16 protein-coding genes and 1 pseudogene are annotated in these 22,149 nt (G+C 46.4%); 6 read left to right on the forward strand and 11 right to left on the reverse strand.

The window, feature by feature from the left end; translation table 11 throughout:
• Window positions 1–2 precede the first annotated feature (2 nt).
• A complete protein-coding gene (gene ptsP / locus G7083_RS03150; protein ID WP_166013549.1) occupies window positions 3–2,246 on the reverse strand; it encodes a phosphoenolpyruvate--protein phosphotransferase in 2,244 nt (747 codons plus the stop codon).
• 5 nt (window positions 2,247–2,251) lie between these two features.
• Window positions 2,252–2,770, reverse strand: coding sequence for an RNA pyrophosphohydrolase (gene rppH, locus G7083_RS03155; RefSeq protein ID WP_166013550.1), 519 nt, complete (start codon window positions 2,768–2,770; stop codon window positions 2,252–2,254).
• Between the two features lie 675 nt (window positions 2,771–3,445).
• Here rppH and mutH point away from each other — a divergent pair.
• Window positions 3,446–4,111 (forward strand): DNA mismatch repair endonuclease MutH, encoded by a 666-nt coding sequence (mutH, locus tag G7083_RS03160; RefSeq protein ID WP_166013551.1) that lies wholly within the window; start codon window positions 3,446–3,448, stop codon window positions 4,109–4,111.
• 151 nt (window positions 4,112–4,262) lie between these two features.
• Here mutH and vpsR read toward each other — a convergent pair whose 3' ends face one another.
• The 4 genes from vpsR to brnQ form a co-directional block, all read right to left on the reverse strand.
• Window positions 4,263–5,606, reverse strand: coding sequence for a cyclic-di-GMP-binding transcriptional regulator VpsR (vpsR, locus tag G7083_RS03165; protein ID WP_166013552.1), 1,344 nt, complete (start codon window positions 5,604–5,606; stop codon window positions 4,263–4,265).
• 352 nt (window positions 5,607–5,958) lie between these two features.
• The gene (gene lysS / locus G7083_RS03170; protein WP_166013553.1) at window positions 5,959–7,491 is read right to left on the reverse strand and encodes a lysine--tRNA ligase; all 1,533 of its coding nucleotides are present in this window, start codon (window positions 7,489–7,491) and stop codon (window positions 5,959–5,961) included.
• A 31-nt stretch (window positions 7,492–7,522) separates the two neighbouring features.
• Window positions 7,523–8,621 (reverse strand): peptide chain release factor 2 gene (prfB, locus tag G7083_RS03175; RefSeq protein WP_166013554.1). Its coding sequence is split into 2 segments (ribosomal slippage): window positions 7,523–8,545 and window positions 8,547–8,621, totalling 1,098 coding nucleotides; the frame shifts between segments, so codons are not numbered across the junction.
• Window positions 8,622–8,791: 170 nt separating this feature from the next.
• Window positions 8,792–10,105: a branched-chain amino acid transport system II carrier protein gene (gene brnQ / locus G7083_RS03180; protein WP_166013555.1), complete on the reverse strand. Its 1,314-nt coding sequence runs from the start codon at window positions 10,103–10,105 to the stop codon at window positions 8,792–8,794.
• A 307-nt stretch (window positions 10,106–10,412) separates the two neighbouring features.
• Here brnQ and G7083_RS03185 point away from each other — a divergent pair, with 307 nt between their 5' ends.
• Together G7083_RS03185 and srmB are read left to right on the forward strand one after the other, a co-directional pair.
• Window positions 10,413–11,135 (forward strand): methyltransferase, encoded by a 723-nt coding sequence (locus tag G7083_RS03185; protein WP_166013556.1) that lies wholly within the window; start codon window positions 10,413–10,415, stop codon window positions 11,133–11,135.
• Window positions 11,136–11,222: 87 nt separating this feature from the next.
• Window positions 11,223–12,473 carry an ATP-dependent RNA helicase SrmB gene (gene srmB, locus G7083_RS03190; RefSeq protein ID WP_166013557.1) on the forward strand — a complete coding sequence of 417 codons (1,251 nt, stop codon included), beginning with the start codon at window positions 11,223–11,225 and terminating at the stop codon, window positions 12,471–12,473.
• Between the two features lie 156 nt (window positions 12,474–12,629).
• Here srmB and prfC read toward each other — a convergent pair whose 3' ends face one another.
• Entirely contained in the window at window positions 12,630–14,219 is a 1,590-nt protein-coding gene (gene prfC / locus G7083_RS03195; RefSeq protein ID WP_166013558.1) for a peptide chain release factor 3, read from the reverse strand.
• Between the two features lie 318 nt (window positions 14,220–14,537).
• Here prfC and G7083_RS03200 point away from each other — a divergent pair, with 318 nt between their 5' ends.
• Window positions 14,538–16,613, forward strand: coding sequence for an EAL domain-containing protein (locus tag G7083_RS03200; RefSeq protein ID WP_166013559.1), 2,076 nt, complete (start codon window positions 14,538–14,540; stop codon window positions 16,611–16,613).
• On the opposite strand, the gene rimI is transcribed toward G7083_RS03200, so the two are convergent.
• From rimI to G7083_RS03220, 4 genes and pseudogenes are all read right to left on the reverse strand, one after another.
• Window positions 16,602–17,051 (reverse strand): ribosomal protein S18-alanine N-acetyltransferase, encoded by a 450-nt coding sequence (gene rimI, locus G7083_RS03205; RefSeq protein WP_166013560.1) that lies wholly within the window; start codon window positions 17,049–17,051, stop codon window positions 16,602–16,604. The genes G7083_RS03200 and rimI overlap by 12 nt on opposite strands.
• Before the next feature lie 59 nt (window positions 17,052–17,110).
• Window positions 17,111–17,515, reverse strand: a pseudogene (locus tag G7083_RS03210) (DNA polymerase III subunit psi); the annotation flags it as partial.
• 119 nt (window positions 17,516–17,634) lie between these two features.
• A complete protein-coding gene (locus G7083_RS03215; protein ID WP_166013562.1) occupies window positions 17,635–18,138 on the reverse strand; it encodes an N-acetyltransferase in 504 nt (167 codons plus the stop codon).
• Window positions 18,122–18,649 carry an SCP2 domain-containing protein gene (locus G7083_RS03220; RefSeq protein WP_166013563.1) on the reverse strand — a complete coding sequence of 176 codons (528 nt, stop codon included), beginning with the start codon at window positions 18,647–18,649 and terminating at the stop codon, window positions 18,122–18,124. Before G7083_RS03220 ends, G7083_RS03215 begins: the two co-directional genes overlap by 17 nt.
• 312 nt (window positions 18,650–18,961) lie before the next feature.
• Here G7083_RS03220 and G7083_RS03225 point away from each other — a divergent pair, with 312 nt between their 5' ends.
• Both G7083_RS03225 and G7083_RS03230 read left to right on the forward strand, forming a co-directional pair.
• Window positions 18,962–21,016: a bifunctional diguanylate cyclase/phosphodiesterase gene (locus G7083_RS03225; RefSeq protein ID WP_166013564.1), complete on the forward strand. Its 2,055-nt coding sequence runs from the start codon at window positions 18,962–18,964 to the stop codon at window positions 21,014–21,016.
• A 107-nt stretch (window positions 21,017–21,123) separates the two neighbouring features.
• Window positions 21,124–22,137, forward strand: coding sequence for a peptidase U32 family protein (locus G7083_RS03230; protein WP_166013565.1), 1,014 nt, complete (start codon window positions 21,124–21,126; stop codon window positions 22,135–22,137).
• The last annotated feature ends 12 nt before the right edge of the window (window positions 22,138–22,149 follow it).

Here is a 22,149-nt window from a genome sequence, read left to right on the forward strand (position 1 = left end):
TCCTATTGTTTACCCGCACGCACAAAATCTGCAAATCCCTGCTGTTCGATATACGACACCATCATATTGTAGATTGTACGTCCATAGGGTTGGCTTACTGCTTGTTCGGCAAGTTGCTTGAGTTCAGCCAATTGCGAATGACGCACCAAATATTTTACCTTGGCGATATTCGAAGCATTCATACTTAAGGTGGTATAACCAAGCCCTATCAGCAGTAAAGCCCCTATCGGATCGCCGGCTAACTCACCACAAACACACACCGGAATACGATGAATGGCACAAGTGACTTGGATCTGCTTGAGCGCCATCACCACCGCAGGATGCATCGATTCATACACATCCGCGACTCGCGCATTGTTACGATCCACGGCCAGTAAGTATTGGGTTAAATCATTGCTGCCAACCGATACAAAATCAATTTTGTCAGCGATCAGCGGTAATAAATAGAGCATGGAAGGCACTTCAAGCATGATGCCAATTTTCGGCATCACCACGCGCGGATCCAACTGTGAAACCTCTTGATAGGCTTGATCGATAAACTTCAGCGCATCATCCAGCTCTTTCGCGCCCGAAATCATCGGCAGCAAAATGGATAAATTGCCAGATTCTGCGCTCGCTTTGATCATGGAACGCAACTGAATAATGAAAATGTCAGGGTGATCTAAGGTGAAGCGAATGCCACGCCAACCAAGAAATGGATTATCCTCTTCAATCGGCAAATAGGGCAAAGGTTTATCGCCACCAATATCAAGGGTACGCATCACCACCGATTGATGAGGGTACATGTTTAACACTTGGCGGTATTGTTGCGTTTGTTCTTGTTCGGAAGGAAAACGATGCTGCAATAAGAACGAGATTTCCGTGCGATACAGCCCAACCCCATCAACACCTTGATTAATCACACTGCTAGTGTCAGCGTTAAGTCCGGCATTTAATAACAGCTCAATTCTTGCACCATCTAACGTTACAGCAGGCTCATGGATCGCCTCATTGACCATCTGTGCCAACTCACGCTCTTCACTGGCCAAGGTGCGATATTCATTCAGAATGCTTTTCGATGGGGTAATAAATAACTTGCCACGATAACCATCGACAATACCTTGCTTGGTATTGATATCACGCAGGTTAACCGAGACGCCCATCACCGCAGGGATGCCTAATGCACGCGATAAAATCGCGGCATGGGAATTCGCAGCCCCTTCCAGTGAAACGACCGCTAACAACTTGTCTTTCGGTAACGCTAAAACGGTTGCGGTCAGCTCACGTACCACCAAGATCACGGGTTTATCGATTTTTGGCTCGCTTGTCTCAGTATTGAGCAAGAAAAACAGTAAGCGCTGGCCTAATTCACGAATATCTTGCGCCCGTTCACGCAGATAAACATCGGACATGCGCGCAAAACGGTTTGAATAACTTTCCACCACTTGGCGCAGCGCCCAATCCGCGCGATCGCCTTTTTGGATCTGCGCTTTGAGATCTTTGCGCAACATCGGATCATTGAGTAGGTGAGTAAATAAATCAAAGATAGCCAACGCTTCTTTGTTGATGTCATTATCGAGTTTTTTACGCATATGCCGAAAGTCAGCCAGCGCACTCTCAACCGCTAACGCGATACGCCCCTGCTCAAGATCGATATCAAGGGTTGAGGCTGGTAACACTTCGGCCAGATCTGGTTGAGTATCATCCCACCAAAACTCACCAATCGCGACCCCAGAAGAAGCCGCAACCCCAGTGATTGCAGGTTGTTTTTTCGATAAACGCCACTGGCCTTGAGTTTGAGCGTGGGCAACGAGCACCGCTAGCTGGGCGGCAAGGGTGACTAAAAAAGAAACTTCCATCTCGCTAAACAAACGAGGTGACTTTTGCTGCACCACCAAGACACCAAGCACTTGTTTGCGATAGATGATCGGCGTCCCTAGGAAAGAGTGATACACCTCTTCACCGAGTTGCTTAAAATATTTGAAATTAGGATGCTTTGATGCTTCAGCCAGATTAATCGGCTCAGCGCTACGCTTCACTAAACCGACCAAACCTTCATCAAAATCAATGTGAATTTTATCGCCTTTGAACTTCAGCCCTTGAGTTGCCATCAGTTCTAAACGATGCATCTCTTCGTTAGCTAAGTAGACCGTACAGCATTCTGTGCTCATCGCTTCACACGTCTGCTTGACAAAAATATCCAAGGCTTGATGGACATCTTCGACCTTTGAAACTTGCTCTACTATATCCCTTAGCTGAGAAAGCATGCGGCTTAACCTCTATAAGTGTTGCGTTTACCCTTCACTTTTCGCTCTTTAAATGGCATCGCCAATGAAACAAACTCTTTCATAGCGCGACGATACACATCACGCTTAAACGATACCACTTGCCTAACCGGGTACCAGTAACTTACCCAGCGCCAACCATCAAACTCAGGCGAACTACCACGTTGCATGTTGATTCTCGATTCATCACATTCTAAACGCAGCAAGAACCATTTCTGTTTTTGTCCGATACAGACCGGTTGCGAATCCCAACGCACCAAACGCTTGGGTAACTTATAACGCAGCCAATGACGACTGGTCGCAATCACTTTAACGTCTTTCTTGGTCAGCCCAACCTCTTCGTACAATTCACGATACATGGCCTGTTCTGGAGATTCTCCATCATCAATCCCGCCTTGTGGGAACTGCCATGAGTGTTGCCCGTATCGTTTTGCCCAGAAAACCTGACCATGGTTGTTACAGATCACAATCCCGACATTCAGTCGGTAACCATCGCCATCGATCACTGGCAAACCTCTAGTAACTTGTTTAATTGCGCTGATTTTTCCACATATCCCCAAACGGAGCAAACTTACTATTGTGATTCCTTCGATATTTATCGGTAAATCGGCGAAAAAAACCAAATCTGGCTTAAAAACTAAGTTATCAACAACTTTACGAGACATTCCGCACATTTATGCACGTTTTCTGTGAATAACCATGTGAAAAAACTTTGAGGTTGTGCAAAAAAAAATTTTTTTAACGGAATAGCAACCAATAAAAACAGACAATTAAAAACAAAATATCCATAAAAACAAGATGTTAATTTAATTACGCACCGAAAACAAACGGAGAACACGACCACCGAATCAAACAGCCTAACCAGCGGTTAAAGATCCATCAATCGAGGCTAAACATGATTATCTCTACAGCAGATAGTCGAGAGATCCAGCGTGACGCTCAGATTGGCCTACTTAACAATACTGTGTATAAAACCAGTTAGTTAGTATAGTTGATGATCAACACCTAGGCTGTGGATAACCTAAACATCCATAGTGATTGAGCGAGACTGCTGCGCTCAACTCAGCCTAGGCAGCATGTGAGCTAACCTGACTCAATACGCTATTTGAACGGTGTTTATCCATGTCAATCCGCAACAAAATTGGTACAATCTTGCCGATTACCCCAAACCAAGCCAGCGTATGAAACCAACCCCCACTTCTCAATCCGAACTCCTGTTGCGAGCAGAACAAATTGCCGGACTTAGCTTTGCAGAATTGGCCGCAGAAGCCGGTATGGTGGTACCACCTGATTTACGCAAAGATAAAGGTTGGGTGGGTCAACTGCTGGAATGGCATTTAGGAGCCAGCGCGGGCAGCCGCCCAGAGCAAGATTTTGCTCACCTAGGTATTGAGTTAAAAAGTATTCCGATCAGCCATTCAGGCAAACCACTCGAAACCACCTTTGTGTGTGTGGCACCGCTGACTGGGGTGCATGGCTTAACTTGGGAGCAGAGCCACGTGCGCAATAAGCTATCAAAAGTCCTGTGGATCCCAGTGCAAGGTGAGCGAGAAATCCCCCTCGCTGATCGCCGTGTTGGCTCAGCACTGCTGTGGAGCCCTAATCAAGATGAAGAAGCTCAGCTCAAAGCCGATTGGGAAGAGTTAATGGAGTTGATTGTGCTAGGAAATGTGGCGCAAATCACCGCCAAACATGGTGAAGTACTGCAACTACGTCCGAAAGCCGCCAATGGACGAGCTCTTACTGAGGCTTACGGCATTAATGGACGGCCGATTAAAACCTTGCCACGCGGTTTCTACTTACGCACTCAATTTACCGCGCAAATTTTGCAGCGTTACTACGCCTAACCGATTAATACTCCTAGCCAGTTATTACACACCTCGCCAACAGGGACTTGGATATTTGTGTTGCAATGGGGGCGGTTACACCAGCCCCCGGTTAACATCGACGATCGCAACACACTGCATCTATGCAGCTCCTCGCCAAACTCTGATTAAATCAACGTGAGGAGAGATTGTCATCGGTGATCAAATTATGCTTATTGAGCAAGCGATACATAGTCGCACGCGACACGCCAAGCTCTTTGGCTGCCGTGGAAACTTGCCCAAAGTTAGACTCCAACACCAGCAACAGTGCATCTCGCTCGGAACGTTCACGAATAGTTTTTAAACTGCACCGACTATCACTGCGCTTAGGGATATCGAGCAACGACTCATCCAATACCGCGCTATCAGACATCAGTACTGCACGTTTAATATGATTCATCAGTTCACGCACATTACCCGGCCAGGAATAACGAGTTAAAGCACGAACCGCATCCTCACAAAAACTACGCGCTTGGGAATTATACTCTCTGGAATATTCCTGCAAAAAATATTTGGCCAATAACACAATATCTGGCGCACGCTCCTTGAGGCTAGGGACATTAATTCGCAGCACATTGATGTAGTGATACAACTCCTCGTTAAAATCCCCATCAATCAGCGCTTTTTCGATATCCGATGAATTGGCGGCCAAAATTCGCACATCCAGTTTAACCACACCTTGCAAAGTTTCTAGCGTGCCTTCTTGTAAAAAACGCAGTAAGTTCAATTGCTGACTTTTGGGCAGGGTCAAAACATCATTCAGCAACAAAGTCCCACCATCAGCTTGTAACAAGATCGGCGGCTGAGCAGCATCCTGCTCGCCAATCCCAAACAGCTCACTTTCCAAGCGCCGTTCGGACATTGCTCTGCAGTTAACTGAAAAAAAAGGCTGTTTTGCGCGTGATGAGGTTTTGTGGATCGCTTTAGCCACGGTTTCTTTGCCCGTGCCACTTTCACCGTAGATCAAAATGCTGACATCAGTCGGTCCAATCCGTTTGATTTGATCACGCAGACGCTTGAGTGGCATCGATTCGCCAATCAAACCAAGGTTGCCCACCGAGCCAAAATGCGGCCACACCTTTTTTTCCAGCTTGAGCATCCCCAACTGATGACCGATGGTACCGAGCAATTGAGCATCCGGGATTGGCGCGGTAAAAAAATCTATACAGAAGTTAACAATAAATTGGCAAATCGTATCTGAGCCTAACTGCGCTTCACGAATAAATGCCAGCCAACGTACTTGTTTATGGCTACTAACCAGATTAGCAATCCCGTTCAGACTAAACTCATCATGGGTTAAATCGACAATCCCAATACATGGCCCTGTTTCAACAAACAACGTATCGGCTTTACGTAAATCCGCTACTTGGGTACAGCGCCAACCCACATTTTCTAATACAGCAAGCCAAGGTTCATAACTGCCACCCACCACAATCAGTGAGCCAGGTACTGAATCCATACGGAAATGAGTGCTCATGAAACAACATTCCTTATATTTATCATTTCAATGCAAGCCAACCAGCCCACATCTGCCACTTGTCACATAGACTACATTAACCAGACTTTAGATTGCCGTCTGTTTCATAAATAAGACTGAATTATAAATACTAAACTTTCCAGTCAACGTTTGTGTGAGTTCACATAATATCGGAGATCAAATCATTAGTGATATTGGGTGATATTTTCGTCAATTGACTTAACTCGATCATGACAAACGGATGATTTGGCATTCTTCACCGCGGCAAATCAAGCCTGTTCCCGGCCATATTACTGGTGAGCGGTATAAAAAAAGCCGCGAATTAAGCGGCTTTATCCATCACAATCAGCGATTATTGCTGCGGGCGCATAGCCGGGAACAAAATCACATCACGGATAGTGTGAGTATTGGTAAACAGCATCGCCAAGCGGTCAATACCGATCCCTTGACCGGCGGTTGGCGGCAAACCGTGCTCTAGTGCGCGTACATAATCCGCATCATAGAACATCGCTTCATCATCACCGGCATCTTTCGCATCCACTTGAGCTTTGAAGCGCGCATCTTGATCTTGCGCATCATTCAGCTCAGAGAAGCCATTCGCTACTTCACGGCCACCAATGAAAAATTCAAAACGATCAGTAATAAATGGGAAATCATCGTTACGGCGCGCCAGCGGTGAAATATCTGCTGGGTAGCCAGTAATGAAGGTTGGTTGCATCAGTTTAGGCTCTGCGGTTTCACCGAAGATTTCTTCTAACAGTTGACCACAAGTCCAAAACGGTTCAACTTCGACGCGCACCGATTTAGCGATCGCGACCATGTGCTCACGATCTTGCACTTTATCGTAATCCAACGCCTGAATCTCAGCGTGGTTCGGATTGTAGTGTTTGATCGCCTCCAGCATGCTCATCCGCGTGTATTTGCCACCAAATTCAACCACATGCTCACCGTATGGTAGTGAAGTGGTACCAAGCACTTGCAGCGCAACGGAGCTAAGCATCTCTTCAGTCAGATCCATCAAATCATTGAAATCAGCATAGGCTTGATAGAACTCCATCATAGTGAATTCTGGATTATGACGCGGTGACAGACCTTCATTGCGGAAGTTACGGTTGATCTCAAATACGCGATCAAAGCCACCCACGACCAGACGTTTTAGGTACAGCTCAGGGGCAATACGTAGGTACATATCCATATCTAATGCATTGTGATGAGTCACAAAAGGACGTGCCGAGGCACCACCTGGGATCACGTGCATCATCGGCGTTTCAACTTCCAAGTAACCCTTTGAAATCATAAAGTTACGAATAGACGACACCAACTTAGAACGAATGATAAACGCGTTGCGTGAATCTTCGTTGACGATCAAATCAACATAACGCTGACGATAACGGGTTTCTTGGTCAGTCAGACCGTGAAATTTCTCTGGCAGTGGGCGCAGTGCTTTAGTCAGCAGTTGGAATTGTTCCATATTGACATACAAGTCACCTTTGCCTGATTTGTGCAGCGCACCTTGCACACCGATGATGTCACCGATGTCGAGACCTTGATACTGGTCTTTTAACTGTTGTTGCACTTCTTTGGCAGCATAAGCCTGAATTCGGCCAGAGGTTTCTTGAATCACCAAGAATGGACCGCGTTTTGCCATCACTCGACCAGCGATAGACACCACGTGATTTAACGCTTCTAGCTCTTCTTTGGTCTTGTCACCAAACATACTCTGCAGATCGCCCGCGAGGCTATCACGACGGAACGAGTTAGGGTGCCCGTTGGCTTTACACTCCTTGCGGATGTGATCCAACTTGCTACGACGCTCTGCAATCAGTTTGTTTTCTTCTTGCGCATTGTGTTCGTGATTCATCTCATTTTGAACAGCATCAGTCATTGGCATATACCTTGTGTAGTCGGTAAAAAGCTTATAGGCCTGATTTCAGGCTAGCTTCAATAAATTTGTCTAAGTCACCATCGAGTACCGCTTGCGTGTTGCGGTTTTCAATGCCTGTACGTAAATCCTTGATCCGCGAATCATCCAGCACGTAAGAACGAATTTGGCTACCCCAACCAATGTCCGATTTGGCATCTTCATTGGCCTGCTTTTCCGCATTCTGTTTTTGCAGTTCCAGCTCAAACAGCTTGGCGCGCAGTTGCTTCATCGCTTGATCTTTGTTTTTATGCTGCGAGCGATCGTTTTGACACTGTACCACGGTGTTGGTTGGAACGTGGGTGATCCGTACCGCTGATTCGGTGGTGTTAACGTGCTGACCCCCAGCGCCCGAAGCTCGATACACGTCAATACGCAGATCGGCTGGATTAATATCGACATCGATATTTTCATCAACCTCTGGGTAGATAAACGCCGAAGCAAATGAAGTGTGGCGGCGACCGCCAGAGTCAAATGGTGATTTACGCACTAAACGGTGTACGCCGGTTTCGGTACGCAGCCAACCATAAGCATAATCACCAATGATACGCACCGTGGCCGATTTCAAACCAGCCACATCACCTTCTGAAACCTCAATCACTTCCGTTTTAAAACCTTTGGCATCGGCCCAACGTAAATACATACGCAGCAGCATCGAGGTCCAATCTTGCGCTTCAGTACCACCAGAGCCAGCTTGCAAATCGAGGTAGCAGTCGGAGGAGTCATGATCGCCGGCAAACATACGACGAAACTCTAGCTGTTCGAGCTTGGCTTCTAGTTCATCAAGCTCAGGACCGATTTCATCGAACGTCTCTTGATCTTCCGCTTCAATCGCGAGTTCCAGCAGACCATCAACATCTTCAACACCACGATCCAGTTGATCGATAGTCTCGACCACCGCTTCAAGTGCTGAGCGCTCTTTACCGAGGGCTTGCGCACGCTCAGGCTGAGTCCAGACATCCGGTTGCTCTAATTCGGCATTGACTTCTTCAAGACGCTCTTTCTTGGCATCATAGTCAAAGATACCCCCTCAGGATATTTGTGCGCTCAGACACATCCTGCAGGCGGTTTTTAATAGGATTGATTTCAAACATGTTGGCTTATGAGTTATGGATAGAAATTAACCGCGAAATTCTACTGAAAAACGTGATGAAGATACAGGAAAAAATACGCAATCTCTGCCGGTGAATGGCGAGAAAGCACCTAATCCAGACATAAAAAAAGCGGAAGCTATTGCCTCCGCTCCATTCAACCTTTAATCAGCTTATGCCAACTCTTGCTCAAGCGATGGAGATGCTTGAGCCGATACGAAAAACATGCTGATCATCGTCACACAAGTAGGTAACAGCCAGCCCATTCCGTACTCAAAGAAAGGTAAGAAATCGAACAGCGCTACATCAAACCCCGCCACTTTTGCCGCATCGAGCAAGGCCACTAGCAGAGCAACGGATAGCACAACCCGATACGCGATACGCGGATTCGGCAGTTTGTGACGCACAAACGTCAGAGCAACCAAGGCAATCGCAACTGGGTATAGTGCAAACAGTACCGGAATCGATAGCGTGATCAATTGTGCTAAACCTACGTTAGCCACTACCCCACACGCAATCCCATTGATCACCACCCACTGCTTGTACGAAAGCTTAGTGTGTTTGCTAAAGAAATCCGCACAGGCTGAGATCAAGCCAACCGCCGTCGTCAAACAGGCCAACAGCACAATCACGGACAAGACCAATTGACCGTTAGCACCAAACAGGGCTTGCACATATTGGCTCAAAATCGCACCGCCGTTATTTGCACCGGCGGCAACACTGGCGCTGGTCGCGCCCAGATAGAACAGTGAGCCGTACACCAGCGCTAAACCGATCGCCGCAATCACGGCAGAGGAGATCAAGTAACGAGTAATCGCACTACGCTCAGTGATACCTTTGCTACGTAGAGCATCCACAATCAAAATACCAAACATCAATGATGCAAAGGTATCCATGGTGTTGTAGCCTTCCAAGAAACCTTTGGTCAGCGGCTGCGTCAGGTAATCACCTTGTGCGGCAATCATTTCACCTTGTGGATTGGTGAATACCCCAAGCGCAAGAATCGCCAAACCGATAAACAGTGCTGGTGTCAGTAGCTTACCAATCAGATCGACCAACTTACCTTGTGACCATGAAAAGAACATCGCCACCGCAAAAAACAGCACCGAAAAAATGGTTAAATAAGATTGAGTGCTATCTACAAAAAATGGTTTTACCGCCATTTCATAGGCCACCAAACCAGTACGAGGTGCGGCAAAAGCAGGACCAATCACAATCAGGATCAAGGCCGCCATCAGCAGCGAGGCTTTAGCCGGTAAATCTTTGGTCAGATGCTCCCAACTTCCTCCGGCTACCGCAATAGCAATGATGGTGATCAGCGGTAAACCCACTGCAGTCAGCAAAAAACCAAGCATGGCTGGAGTAATATGCTCACCCGCTAATTGGCCCGCGAGTGGTGGAAAAATGATATTGCCTGCGCCAAGAAAGAAGGCGAACAGCATAAAGCCCAAAGCTAAAATATCTGCTAGTTTTAACGTCTGCTTCACAGATAACCCTTATTTATAAATGTAATGAATGTTGTGTATGCATCTCACAGCTTAGTAAAATTTAACACTAACCTGTGTTGCCGAATAATGACCAATGCGCTGCTATTTCGCAACCGCAAAGCAAAAAACGCCACAATAATTTATAATTAGCACAATAACCCAGTGACATGTGCTATCTGCCGCAAGAAAATCAGCACGACAAACTGATTTATGCGCTTATTTTTTCACCAACCAACAGAATAAAATATTATGAATCATCTTTCCGAAAGAGCTTTTCGCTTAACTCCTGTTTGGCAGCAAATTTACGATGAAAACCAATAAATTAATCAATAAAAGCTTTCAATTTAAACAATTCAGTATCCAAGAGGGGCAATGTGGCATGCCCGTCAGTACCGATGGAGTGCTGCTCGGAAGTTGGGCCTTTAGCACTCCACCGGCAACAATTCTGGATATTGGTTGTGGCACAGGACTGTTGAGTTTAATGTGCGCACAGCGTTTCTCTCTGGCTGTCATCACAGCCATCGATATTGAAGCTAGCGCCTATCAAGCCACTGAACTCAATCGCAAAAACAGCCCTTGGGCAGCACGCATTACAAGCCAACAGGCCGATATTCTCGATTGGCAACCACTGACACGTTTTGCGGCGATTATTTGTAATCCACCTTATTTCACTAGTGGTGCAAGCGCACAACAACCGGTTCGCGCCACCGCTCGCCATACGCTCGGTTTGAGTCATCCAGCATTAATTGCACGCTTGCCTCAGTTACTAACCTCAGACGGCGTGGCGAGTTTTATTCTGCCAAAAAGCGAAGGCGAGCAATTTATCGCGTTAGCCCAACAGGCAGGACTTTATCTGGGACGCTATTGTCAGGTTCAAGCTACTGCCAGCAAACCGGTCCATCGGTTACTGTTTGAGCTGCACCGATCACCTTTTATCAGCCAAGCCACCGAGCTGGTGATCCAGCAGCATGGCGCTTACAGTGAGCCGTTTTGCCAACTGACGCGCGATTTTTATCTGAAGATGACGTAATTAAAGATGTGATCTAAAGTGTGATCCATCTATAATGTGCGGCCTGTTTTAAGACAGAGCCTTTCAACGCTTGTGGAGTAATTATTTGTGATTAAAACTTTTGCCGATCTCGAACTCGATCCGGTGCTGCTTGAAGCGATCGATGATATGGGCTTTAGCCGCCCAACCCAAGTTCAGGCTGAAGCGATCCCGCAAGCTCTGGATGGACGTGATGTCTTAGCCTCTGCCCCAACGGGTACTGGCAAAACCGCAGCCTTTGCGATTCCTGCGCTGCAATATTTGCTCGATTTTCCACGCCGTAAAGCAGGCCCTGCGCGGATTTTGGTTTTAACCCCAACCCGTGAGCTGGCGATGCAAGTTGCCGATCAAATCCAAACTCTAGCGAAAAATACCCATCTCAATATTTTCACTATTACCGGTGGTGTTCAGTATCAAGAGCACGCGGACATTTTGGCGAAAACCCAAGATATCGTGGTCGCAACACCTGGCCGTCTTTTAGAATATATTGATGCTGAACGCTTTGATTGCCGTGCCATTGAGTGGTTAATCCTCGATGAAGCGGATCGCATGCTGGATATGGGCTTTGGTCCAACAGTGGATCGCCTTTCAACCGAATGCCGTTGGCGTAAACAGACCCTGCTATTCTCTGCCACTTTGGAAGGGCGTGGCGTCGAAGGCTTTACTGCCGATCTGCTGAAAAACCCAGCGCATGTCGATGCCGAGCCACCACGTCGCGAGCGTAAAAAGATCTCTCAGTGGTATCATCGTGCTGATGATATGCCACATAAAGTCGAGCTGCTGAAAAAAATCCTCACCGAACAAGCTGAGCGTTCAATTGTCTTTTTCAAAACACGTGAACGCCTGGCAGAACTGCGTGCAGAATTAGAAAAAGCCCAGATCCCGTGCGTGTGGATCCAAGGTGAAATGCCGCAAGATCGCCGTAACAATGCGATCAGTCGTTTCCGTGATGGTTCAATCAACATTCTACTCGCGACCGATGTTGCCGCTCGTGGCATCGACGTGCCAGACATCAGCCACGTGATCAACTTTGACCTACCACGCAGTGCCGATGTTTACTTACACCGCATTGGCCGCACCGCGCGGGCTGGCAAAAAAGGCATCGCGATTTCACTGGTTGAAGCTCATGATCAGCCGATGATGGCGCGCGTTGAGCGCTACATCAAAGAGGAAGTCAAAGAGCGCTTTGTTGATGGCTTACGCCCTAAGCATAAAAAACCCGTGTTCAAGAAAAAGAAAAAAGACAGCAAGAAACCAGCGGATAAAAGCACTGCTAAGAAAAAAAGCACAGGCAAAGTCAAAAAGGCCAAAAAGAAATAGCCACCCGTTTGAGCCGTTAACTCACTAATAAATAAACCACTAGTAAAAAATCTCTAGTAAAAAAGCCGATGATTCATCATCGGCTTTTTTATCACTGCAATTTAGTCACTAAGCTACGAATTATACAACGTGCACCTTAGTCAATCATGCTCAGGTTTAATGCTCACGCGTAGCACGGAACACCACCTCTGGTGAACGTTCCTGAGCTAAGTTGAGGTTAACCATAGTCGGTGCAATGTAGGCTAGGTTATCGCCGCCATCCAGCGCTAGGTTACTCTGGTTTTTACGTTTGAACTCTTCAAACTTCTTCACATCATCACAGTCTACCCAACGCGCAGTCGCCACGTTAACGCCTTCATAAATGGCTTCAACGTTGTATTCTGATTTAAGACGCGACACCACCACATCAAACTGCAACACACCAACCGCACCAACGATCAAATCGTTATTTTGCAGTGGGCGGAAAACCTGTACTGCCCCTTCTTCAGACAGTTGCACTAAGCCTTTGAGCAACTGCTTTTGCTTGAGCGGATCGCGCAGACGGATGCGGCGGAATAGCTCAGGTGCAAAGTTAGGGATACCGGTAAATTTAAGCGTTTCGCCTTGGGTGAAAGTATCTCCGATCTGAATAGTACCGTGGTTGTGTAAACCAATAATATCTCCGGCAAACGCTTCTTCAGCACGGGCACGGTCACCAGCCATAAAGGTTACCGCATCGGAAATATTAACTTGTTTCGCCAAGCGCACATGGTTCATTTTCATGCCTTGCTTGTAAGTACCAGACACAATCCGCACAAAAGCAATACGGTCACGGTGTTTCGGATCCATATTGGCTTGAATTTTAAATACAAAGCCACTGAATTTCTCTTCGCTGGCCTCAACTACTCGCTCAGCCGCTTGACGAGGCATCGGAGCCGGAGCCCATTGCGTCAAGCCATCAAGCATATGATCTACGCCAAAATTACCCAGTGCGGTACCAAAAAACACAGGGGTCAATTCACCTTGTAAGAACAGTTCATGATCAAACTCATGCGAAGCCCCTACCACCAGCTCCAACTCTTCACGCAACTGCTCGGCCAACTCTTCACCGATCGCTTGATCTAACTCAGGATTATCTAACCCTTTAATAATACGCTGATCTTGAATGGTGTGCCCTTGACCAGTGGTGTACAAAATCGTTTCATCGCGAGAGATATGGTAAACACCTTTGAACTCTTTGCCGCAACCAATTGGCCAAGTGATGGGGGCACAAGCAATTTTCAGCTCATTTTCCACTTCATCCATCAGTTCCATCGGATCGCGGATCTCACGGTCTAATTTGTTCATAAAAGTAACGATAGGCGTATCACGCAGGCGAGTGACTTCCATCAATTTACGGGTACGATCTTCAACCCCTTTCGCGGCATCAATCACCATCAAACATGAGTCGACAGCCGTTAGAGTACGGTAGGTATCTTCCGAAAAGTCTTCGTGTCCTGGGGTATCTAGCAGGTTAACCAAACAATCGCCGTACGGGAACTGCATCACTGAAGTGGTAACCGAAATACCCCGCTCTTTTTCCATTTCCATCCAGTCTGACTTGGCATGCTGGTTGGATCCACGACCTTTTACAGTACCGGCAACTTGAATTGCACGTCCGAATAGTAGCACTTTTTCAGTGATGGTGGTTTTACCCGCATCAGGGTGCGAAATGATCGCAAACGTGCGGCGCTTATTGATTTCATTAAGAAATTCTTGGTTTGCCATGGATAAATTCTTTTGGTTTGTGCATAGATTGATCGCGATTTAGCCCAGCACTGAGCACGGCACCGATCAAATCCATCGTGGGAATCGTAATTAGCGGCTATTTTCGCTGATCTTGCGGTTATACACAATCTATGCTTGCCCAATCGACCATCATTCATGCTCAATATTGAGTATTGCTAACCCTATCCTCATCCTTGTTACGTCTCTATGCCCAACCAGTGCAACTTGATGCAACATATCCGACCAGTAAGTGCTTTATTTCATATCTTGGGAATGATTGACATAACTTTAGAATGAGACTAATCACGAGCTCAACCGATGACCCAATTTCGCAAATTTCATTCTTTGGCGTTTAAACAAGCTAAAAGTGTGTTTTTAGTTTCGGTGCTATTAGGGCTCGGTTTTAGTCTATACCACACCTTAGCCGACCTACACGATGAGCAAGCTAAGGTACAGGAGTACTACAACATTAAGCTGGCACAAAGTTATAAGAATGCCAGTCAAGCTGCGTATAACTTGAATAATCTGCAGGCGGAACAAGTGGCGACCGCCTTGATGCTTGATCCAGGCATCTCCAAAGTCGAAATTGTCGATGATTTTGGTGATGTGATGAGCAGTACCGCGCGCGATGCTTGTGAAGAAACCCGATTAGTCAGTGTACTGGCGGGTTATCTAACCCCTGAAGTCTCGATGTTTAGTATGGATCTCCATCAGCCCAACTCGGATCAGGTTGTGGGTAAGCTGAGCTTCTATATTGATGGGTTTTCACTGGCCAGAATGTTTATCGCAAGAACCACCCATGATTTGTTGTTTGATCTGTTGCGAAATATCTTACTGACTTCGATTTTGCTGATTTTTTTCTATCAAAAGCTCTCATTGCCACTCACTATGCTTATCAATTGGGTCAACTCACTCAATGATACACAACGCGCAGCATTACCAACTCGGATCAAGCAAAATGATGAACTGAGCGAGTTAGCCTCGACCTTTCAATCCATGTGGCAAGAAAAAGAATTGGCCGAATCCAAGCTCAACCAGCTTGCTTATTACGATAGCTTAACCGGCTTAGCCAACCGCCGTTTATTACTGCAAAAGCTGAGTGATGCGATTGAAACCGCCGAAAACTCACACACCACTGGCGTGTTGTTTTATCTCGATCTTGATCGTTTTAAAACCATCAATGATTCACTTGGCCACACGATTGGCGATCAATTGCTCAAATCCGTGGCACAACGGATGGATATTTGGGCCAAAAATTCTTATTTATCCGCTCGGATTGGCGGTGATGAGTTTGTGGTGTTGATCCCTTATTTATCCCCCAATAAAGCCGAAAAACTCGCCAAACAACTGCTCAAGCTGATCTCCAACTCTTACACGGTTGATGATCACCAACTTTATTGTACCGCGAGTATTGGCATCGCGATTTTCCCAGCGCTTGGATGCCGTAATATTGATGTGTTACGTCAGGCGGACACAGCCCTGTATCGAGCTAAAGCCAGTGGCCGTAATAAATTTGTCTTCTATGAGCCAGAAATGCAGGCACAGGTGGAATCTTTTCTAGAGATCGAAAAAGGACTGCATGAAGCGCTTAAACAACATCAATTAGAGCTTTATTATCAGCCACAAGTGGACGAACATGGGCAACTGATTGGCGTGGAAGCGCTGATCCGCTGGCATCATCCTAAACGGGGTTTACTCTCACCAGGAATATTTATGCCGATTGCCGAAGAAACCGGGCTGATTTTGTCAATTGGTCACTGGATCATCGAACAAGCGTGCTATCAATACGCCCAATGGAAAAAACAAGGTATTCTACCCACGCATTTTCGCCGCTTAGCCATCAACATTAGCCCATTACAATTTGCACAAGATTCGTTTATCGAACAAGTGAAGCATATTCTGCAGCAAACGGGGATCACTGGCGAACAGATTGAGTTTGAGATCACCGAAGGCTTACTGCTGGAAAACGTCGAAAATGCGCTGCAAAAAATGGCCAAACTCAAAGAGAGTCAAATCAGTATTTCGATTGATGATTTTGGTACGGGTTACTCTTCACTGCGTTATCTAAAAGACTTGGCGATTGATGCTTTGAAAATCGATCGCTCTTTCGTTAATCGGCTTCATCTCAACGATAACGATCAAGCCATCGTCGATACTATTTTGGCGATTGCACGGAAACTGGACTTAGAAGTCATCGCGGAAGGTGTCGAGGATGTTTGCGAGCTTGCCGCCCTTAAAAAGCTTGGCTGCAAGCAATTTCAAGGCTACTTATTTGACAAACCGCTACGGGCAGAGGAGATCGCGCAGCGCTTTATTAGCAATAGCTATGCACAAATCGACCGCTTACCGCTCACCATGGATTGCTCAAAAAACATGGATTGCTCAAAAAAATAGATAACTCATGATGATTGCATCTTCACTTTTGCCATTAGCGGCAGGGTAATAGTTAATCCGCCGATCAATCTCATTAAAACCCGCCTGCTGATACAGCTGAAAAGCGCGCTGATTGCTTTCACGAACTTCAAGCCAAGCGCTTTCCGCCTGTTGTTGCTCACACTGCTCAATAAAATGCTCTAACAGTTGCTTACCATACCCTTTACCTTGCTCGGCGGGATCTATCGCAATATTGAGTAGCGTCACTTCACCGACGATATTCTGGGCATAGAAATACCCCACCACCTGTTGTTCAACCAGCATCACTTGATGACAGGCTCCTCGGCTAGAGAGATCACGCACTAAAGATTCGGCCCAAGGATGCGAATGAGCACAGCATTCAATGTGCCAAATGGCCTGCAAATGTTCAGTTTGCATCGCGCTAAACCGTGGCGTCATAGATGAGTTCCTTGGCTGTTCGGTATTTGAGTCGCGCTGGCTTGCGTGCTAGTGGTTTGAGTGGTAGCAGCTTGATAACGACAAATTTGTTGCCACAGAGCGCGGCGATATTGAGTATTGCCGGCAATCTCACTCAAACGAGGTGAGTGTAGCTGTTTTTGTGCTTGGTGAACCATCGGTTCACAGCCAGCAAACCAGATCCACTCAAGGTCTTGATAAGCCAGTTGTTTGAGCTGAGTCGGTTGAATATAACGTACCACTGCCAGTTCAAGCTTAAAACTACTAAGAATGCGCTCTAACAATACAATTTCCGCATCTTGTGGAGGCTGATTGGCCACCAGCAACAATCGACAATCCGGATCCAATAGCTGCGCAGTCACTTGAAAACCGCTCAAGCGTTCAGGGTGGATCAAATCCCATTGTTGAATGCCCATCGCGGATAAATAGTGTGAAGAAGAAAACATGCATGCCTCGCAACTAACTTAAGTGACCATGCTAACAAACCGAGGATAACCGACTCAAGCGCTAATCAAAAAAGGAGCTCAAAAGCTCCTTTCTCTACGGCTAGGTCGATGATAAACGACTAAACGCTGGCAAATTCTGGACAATATTCAATCAAGCCATGACGACCGTCTAATTCTCGTTCCCACAATCCCACCACGCGAAATGCACCTTGCGGCACTTCCCAAGGACAATAGAGCTGATATTGAGCCGCATCTTCAAAACCTAACCGAGCGTAATAAGCTGGATCGCCAAGCACTACACAAGCCGGATAGCCTAACTCACCGAGTGAGCTTAACCCTTCTTTAACCAACTCTGCACCAATCCCTTGACGACGATATGCTTGCTTAACCGCCAAAGGCGCTAAGCCTTGCCAATTCAAATCTTCACCGGCGACCGTTACTGGGCTAAATAGCACATGACCGACAATTTCACCCTCATCATCACAAGCGACTAACGATAAGGTACGCCGCCCATTTTCACGTAGTGCCATGACCAATTCGGCTTCTGCCTCGGTGGCAAAAACCTCTTTGAGCAGTTGATCGACCACGAGAATATCGGCGGGAGCTTCAGTTCGAATAAGCATTAATAACCTCTTGGGATGAGTTCGCTACTGACATCCCTTTATGCACAAAATCGGCTAACTGGTGAAGTAAAATCTGTAAAGGTTTAGGTAATTGTTGCAGATCCACGCTATCCATCAGGTTTTTGACTTCTAATCCAAGTTCGGTATCGCCTTCAATCGAAAGACGGCGTTGGAAAAATAGCGTGTCAGGATCTTCCTTACGCCCCGCGATCAGCACTAAATCATTTAACTCAGCGCTAAAGCTGACATCTTGCTCGACAGGACTATCCGCCACCACCAATTTATCGTTTTGATAGCTGATAAACCAACGCAAATCGAGATCTTTTATTTCGACTTTCAGCCATTTATCTTCCAAAAACTCAAAATCTCCGTCTTGTAGTGCCTCGCGAAATACTAAACTCATTGCATCAAGCAAGGCTTTTTTTTGAACGTTTTGAGGCAATAAGTGGATTGGAGATCGCAAAATTGAAGCCGCGTTCTGAACCAGTTGAGTGCGAATCTTGTTTAACACGAGCGTTATCCGTTACCTTGTTAGTCTGTCTAGGCACATCATACTGGATGTCAGGATACCGATTCCTGTTATGTATCAAAAAAATAACTTGAGGCTGAGAAGCTTTTCTATGCTAGCAATCGCGGTTATAGTGACTCAGTTATCAGATCGGAGTGTAACATTCTGATCATCAGTGTTAATTACGGTGGTTGAAACCAAGTCATGATGAACAGCATAATCTGCATCAGCTCGTATCAACTCCCGCCGATATCAGGCTCAATTTAGAAGGGATCACATAAATGTCACTGCGTATGGACCGTTGGTAATCACTTGATGTCAGTTCAAGCTCTATCCCAACTCCAGCACTGGTTTGCAAAAATTACGTCACATAGTCCGTTCTTTTTTGCCATCCTTAATGATCAACACCAGTATGTGATGGTCAATCAGCGCTATGGTGATATTGCTGGCCTACCATGTGAAGAGATGGTCGGTATGAGTGATAAGCAAGTGTTAGGCGAACATTTTTACAACCACCTTAAACCCTTCTATGAACGAGCTTTTAATAATCAACACATCGAATCCGAGCTGACACTGAGTGAAATAGACCTCGAAACCAGTTTGCACTTTTCACTGTCACCGCTGGTGGTCAACGAACAAGTGCAATACATCGTATTTCACGCGCTTGATAGCTCAGAAAAACAGATTTTAGTACGCAGTTTGCAAGAGTCTGAAACTAACTATGCATTACTAACCAGCCTATTGCCCGATGGCTTGCTGATGGTGGAGAACGACAGCATTCTCTCAGCGAATCCCTCGGCCGCACGCTTACTGGGCTTTGAGGATCCGCAAAAACTGTTAGGTGAAAACCTATCGCGCCTGTTTATCGATGAAAAAACCAAAACCGTTTTCTCCAACCAATTCGCCACTCAACTGACCGAAAGGCCCCTCGTCTGTCTAACCGGACCAAGATGTGGTTTTGAGCACCAAGTGCAACTGCATGCCAAGCATGCCTCACTGCTCGGTAATCAAGCACAATTGATTTTATTACAAAGTGCTGATGATACCTCCAAAGTGTTTTCAACTACCGCCCAGGTCGATGCTCATATCGATAGCCTAACGGGTCTGTATAATCGACACGGTTTTACTAAGCGTTTACAACAGTGTATCCACAACGAAACCCCGCTGGTGATGCTGTATCTGGATATCGACAATTTTAAAAATATCAATGACTCACTCGGTCATCATATTGGCGACAAGGTGATTAAAGAAGTCGCCGCACGTTTAAAACGTCTGCTGCCTCAACAAGCGATTTTGGGCCATTTGGGCGGTGATGAATTTGGACTAATTTTACCCGATCCAGAGCACCATCGTTCCGCCGAGATGTTGGCAGAGCGAATTATTTCTTTGATTAATCAGCCGTTTGATCTGCACCATTTTAGTAAGCGTTTAGCCTGTTCAATTGGTAGCGTGTGCTATCCGCAAGATGGCAATGATGCGCGGCTACTGCTACAAAATGCCGATACCGCAATGTATGAAGCCAAAGAACGTGGCCGCAATCGCTTGATCAAATTTAATGACCAGATGAACAAAGAAGCACGTATGCGTCTGTGGTTGGAAATTGAACTGCAAAAAGCACTGCAGCAAAATGGTTTAGAAGTCTGGTATCAACCGAAAGTCAACGCGCGCGATTTCAGTATCAATGGAGCAGAAGCACTGGTGCGTTGGAAGCACCCGATTGAGGGTTATATCAGCCCAAGCTCCTTTATTCCGGTGGCAGAAAAAGCGGGCTTAATTGAACACTTAGGTCGCGTGGTGATGCGTGAAGTGTTCGCCACCGTTAAACGCTGGAAACTGCAAGGCATTTTACCAGGACGAGTCGCCATCAATATCTCACCAGAGCAATTTGGTAACCCTCAGTTAATTGACTATTTAGAAAAATTGCTGCGCACCAGTGGATTAGATCCAAACTGCATCACTTTTGAGCTAACCGAAAGTGCAGTGATGAGTGATAGCGAACACACGTTACAAATGCTCAATGCGATTAAAAAGTTAGGCTTTAGCTTATCCATCGATGATTTTGGCACCGGTTATTCATCGCTAGCCTACTTAGCTCGCTTCCCGATTGATGAATTAAAAATTGACCGCGCATTCATCAGTGATATCGATACTCTGCCTAAGCAGTTGACAGTGATAGAAAACATCATCAACTTGGGGCGCTCGCTGAGTTTAACTGTAGTCGCGGAAGGGGTAGAAACCCAGCACCAAGCCACTTTGCTTTCTAACCTCAACTGCCATTCGATCCAAGGCTTCCATTTTTATCGTCCACAGCCAAAGCATGAAGTGGAAGAACTCTTCGCCCAAAATCGTCGTCATCACAAATCCCTCTAAGGGGGTAATTTGGTTTTGATTATCGGAAACCTGCCTTATATCAAATCTGCTGCGCTTAATCCTGCCTAAAATGCAGACACTATTCCCTGAATTCAGAGCCTTACGCTATGGAACTTCTCTGTCCGGCCGGAAATTTGCCGGCCCTGAAAACAGCGATTGATTGCGGTGCCGATGCGGTTTACATCGGTTTTAAAGATGATACCAATGCCCGCCATTTTGCCGGTCTTAATTTTAGCGGCAAGAAACTCGAAAAAGCAGTGCAATATGTGCACGATCACCGCAAAAAAATTCATATTGCGCTCAATACCTTTGCTCACCCACATGGTTTTGAACGCTGGACTACCGCTGTCGATCAAGCCGCCGATCTTGGCGTCGATGCCTTAATCATCGCCGATATTGCCGTACTAGAGTACGCGGCGCGCAAATATCCACACCTTGAGCTGCATCTATCGGTGCAAGCATCAGCCACTAACGTTAAAGCGGTTGAGTTTTATCATCAGAATTTTAACGTCAAACGGGTTGTGCTACCGCGTGTGCTGTCGATCCATCAGGTTAAGCAGCTTTCGCGTCATATTCCACAAGGTGTCGAGCTGGAAGTGTTTGCCTTTGGTAGTTTGTGCATCATGTCCGAAGGGCGCTGCTATCTCTCATCCTATCTGACCGGAGAGTCGCCCAATACCGTCGGAGCATGCTCGCCAGCCAAATATGTGCGCTGGCAAGAAACCGAATCAGGGCTTGAATCTCGCCTAAACGAGATCCTGATTGATAAGTATGCCGCTGGAGAAAATGCCGGTTATCCAACCCTATGTAAGGGGCGTTTTATCGCCGAAATTGATACGCAAAATAAGTGTTACCATGCCTTAGAAGAGCCAACCAGTTTAAATACTTTATCTTTGCTGCCTGAGCTGTTTGCTGCCAATGTTGCGTCAGTAAAAATTGAAGGTCGCCAACGCAGTCCTGCGTATGTTGAGCAAGTGACTCGCACATGGCGCGCCGCAATTGATCGCTATCTGGCCAATCCAGCCCATTATCAGGTCGAACCCCAGTGGGATGTGGCACTGGCCAATGTGTCGGAAGGAACGCAAACCACACTCGGTGCTTATCACCGTCAATGGCAATAAGGTCACACGATT

This window comes from Vibrio sp. HDW18, assembly GCF_011306175.1.
Lineage (GTDB): Bacteria > Pseudomonadota > Gammaproteobacteria > Enterobacterales > Vibrionaceae > Vibrio > Vibrio chanodichtyis.

Coding starts and splice junctions, on each gene's coding strand:
- ptsP (WP_166013549.1), bottom strand. CDS start 2,246: ATGCTTTCTCAGCTAAGGGATATAGTAGAGCAAGTTTCAAAGGTCGAA.
- mutH (WP_166013551.1), top strand. CDS start 3,446: ATGAAACCAACCCCCACTTCTCAATCCGAACTCCTGTTGCGAGCAGAA.
- vpsR (WP_166013552.1), bottom strand. CDS start 5,606: ATGAGCACTCATTTCCGTATGGATTCAGTACCTGGCTCACTGATTGTG.
- lysS (WP_166013553.1), bottom strand. CDS start 7,491: ATGACTGATGCTGTTCAAAATGAGATGAATCACGAACACAATGCGCAA.
- G7083_RS03185 (WP_166013556.1), top strand. CDS start 10,413: ATGAAAACCAATAAATTAATCAATAAAAGCTTTCAATTTAAACAATTC.
- prfC (WP_166013558.1), bottom strand. CDS start 14,219: ATGGCAAACCAAGAATTTCTTAATGAAATCAATAAGCGCCGCACGTTT.
- G7083_RS03200 (WP_166013559.1), top strand. CDS start 14,538: ATGACCCAATTTCGCAAATTTCATTCTTTGGCGTTTAAACAAGCTAAA.
- rimI (WP_166013560.1), bottom strand. CDS start 17,051: ATGACGCCACGGTTTAGCGCGATGCAAACTGAACATTTGCAGGCCATT.
- G7083_RS03215 (WP_166013562.1), bottom strand. CDS start 18,138: ATGCTTATTCGAACTGAAGCTCCCGCCGATATTCTCGTGGTCGATCAA.
- G7083_RS03225 (WP_166013564.1), top strand. CDS start 18,962: ATGTCAGTTCAAGCTCTATCCCAACTCCAGCACTGGTTTGCAAAAATT.
- G7083_RS03230 (WP_166013565.1), top strand. CDS start 21,124: ATGGAACTTCTCTGTCCGGCCGGAAATTTGCCGGCCCTGAAAACAGCG.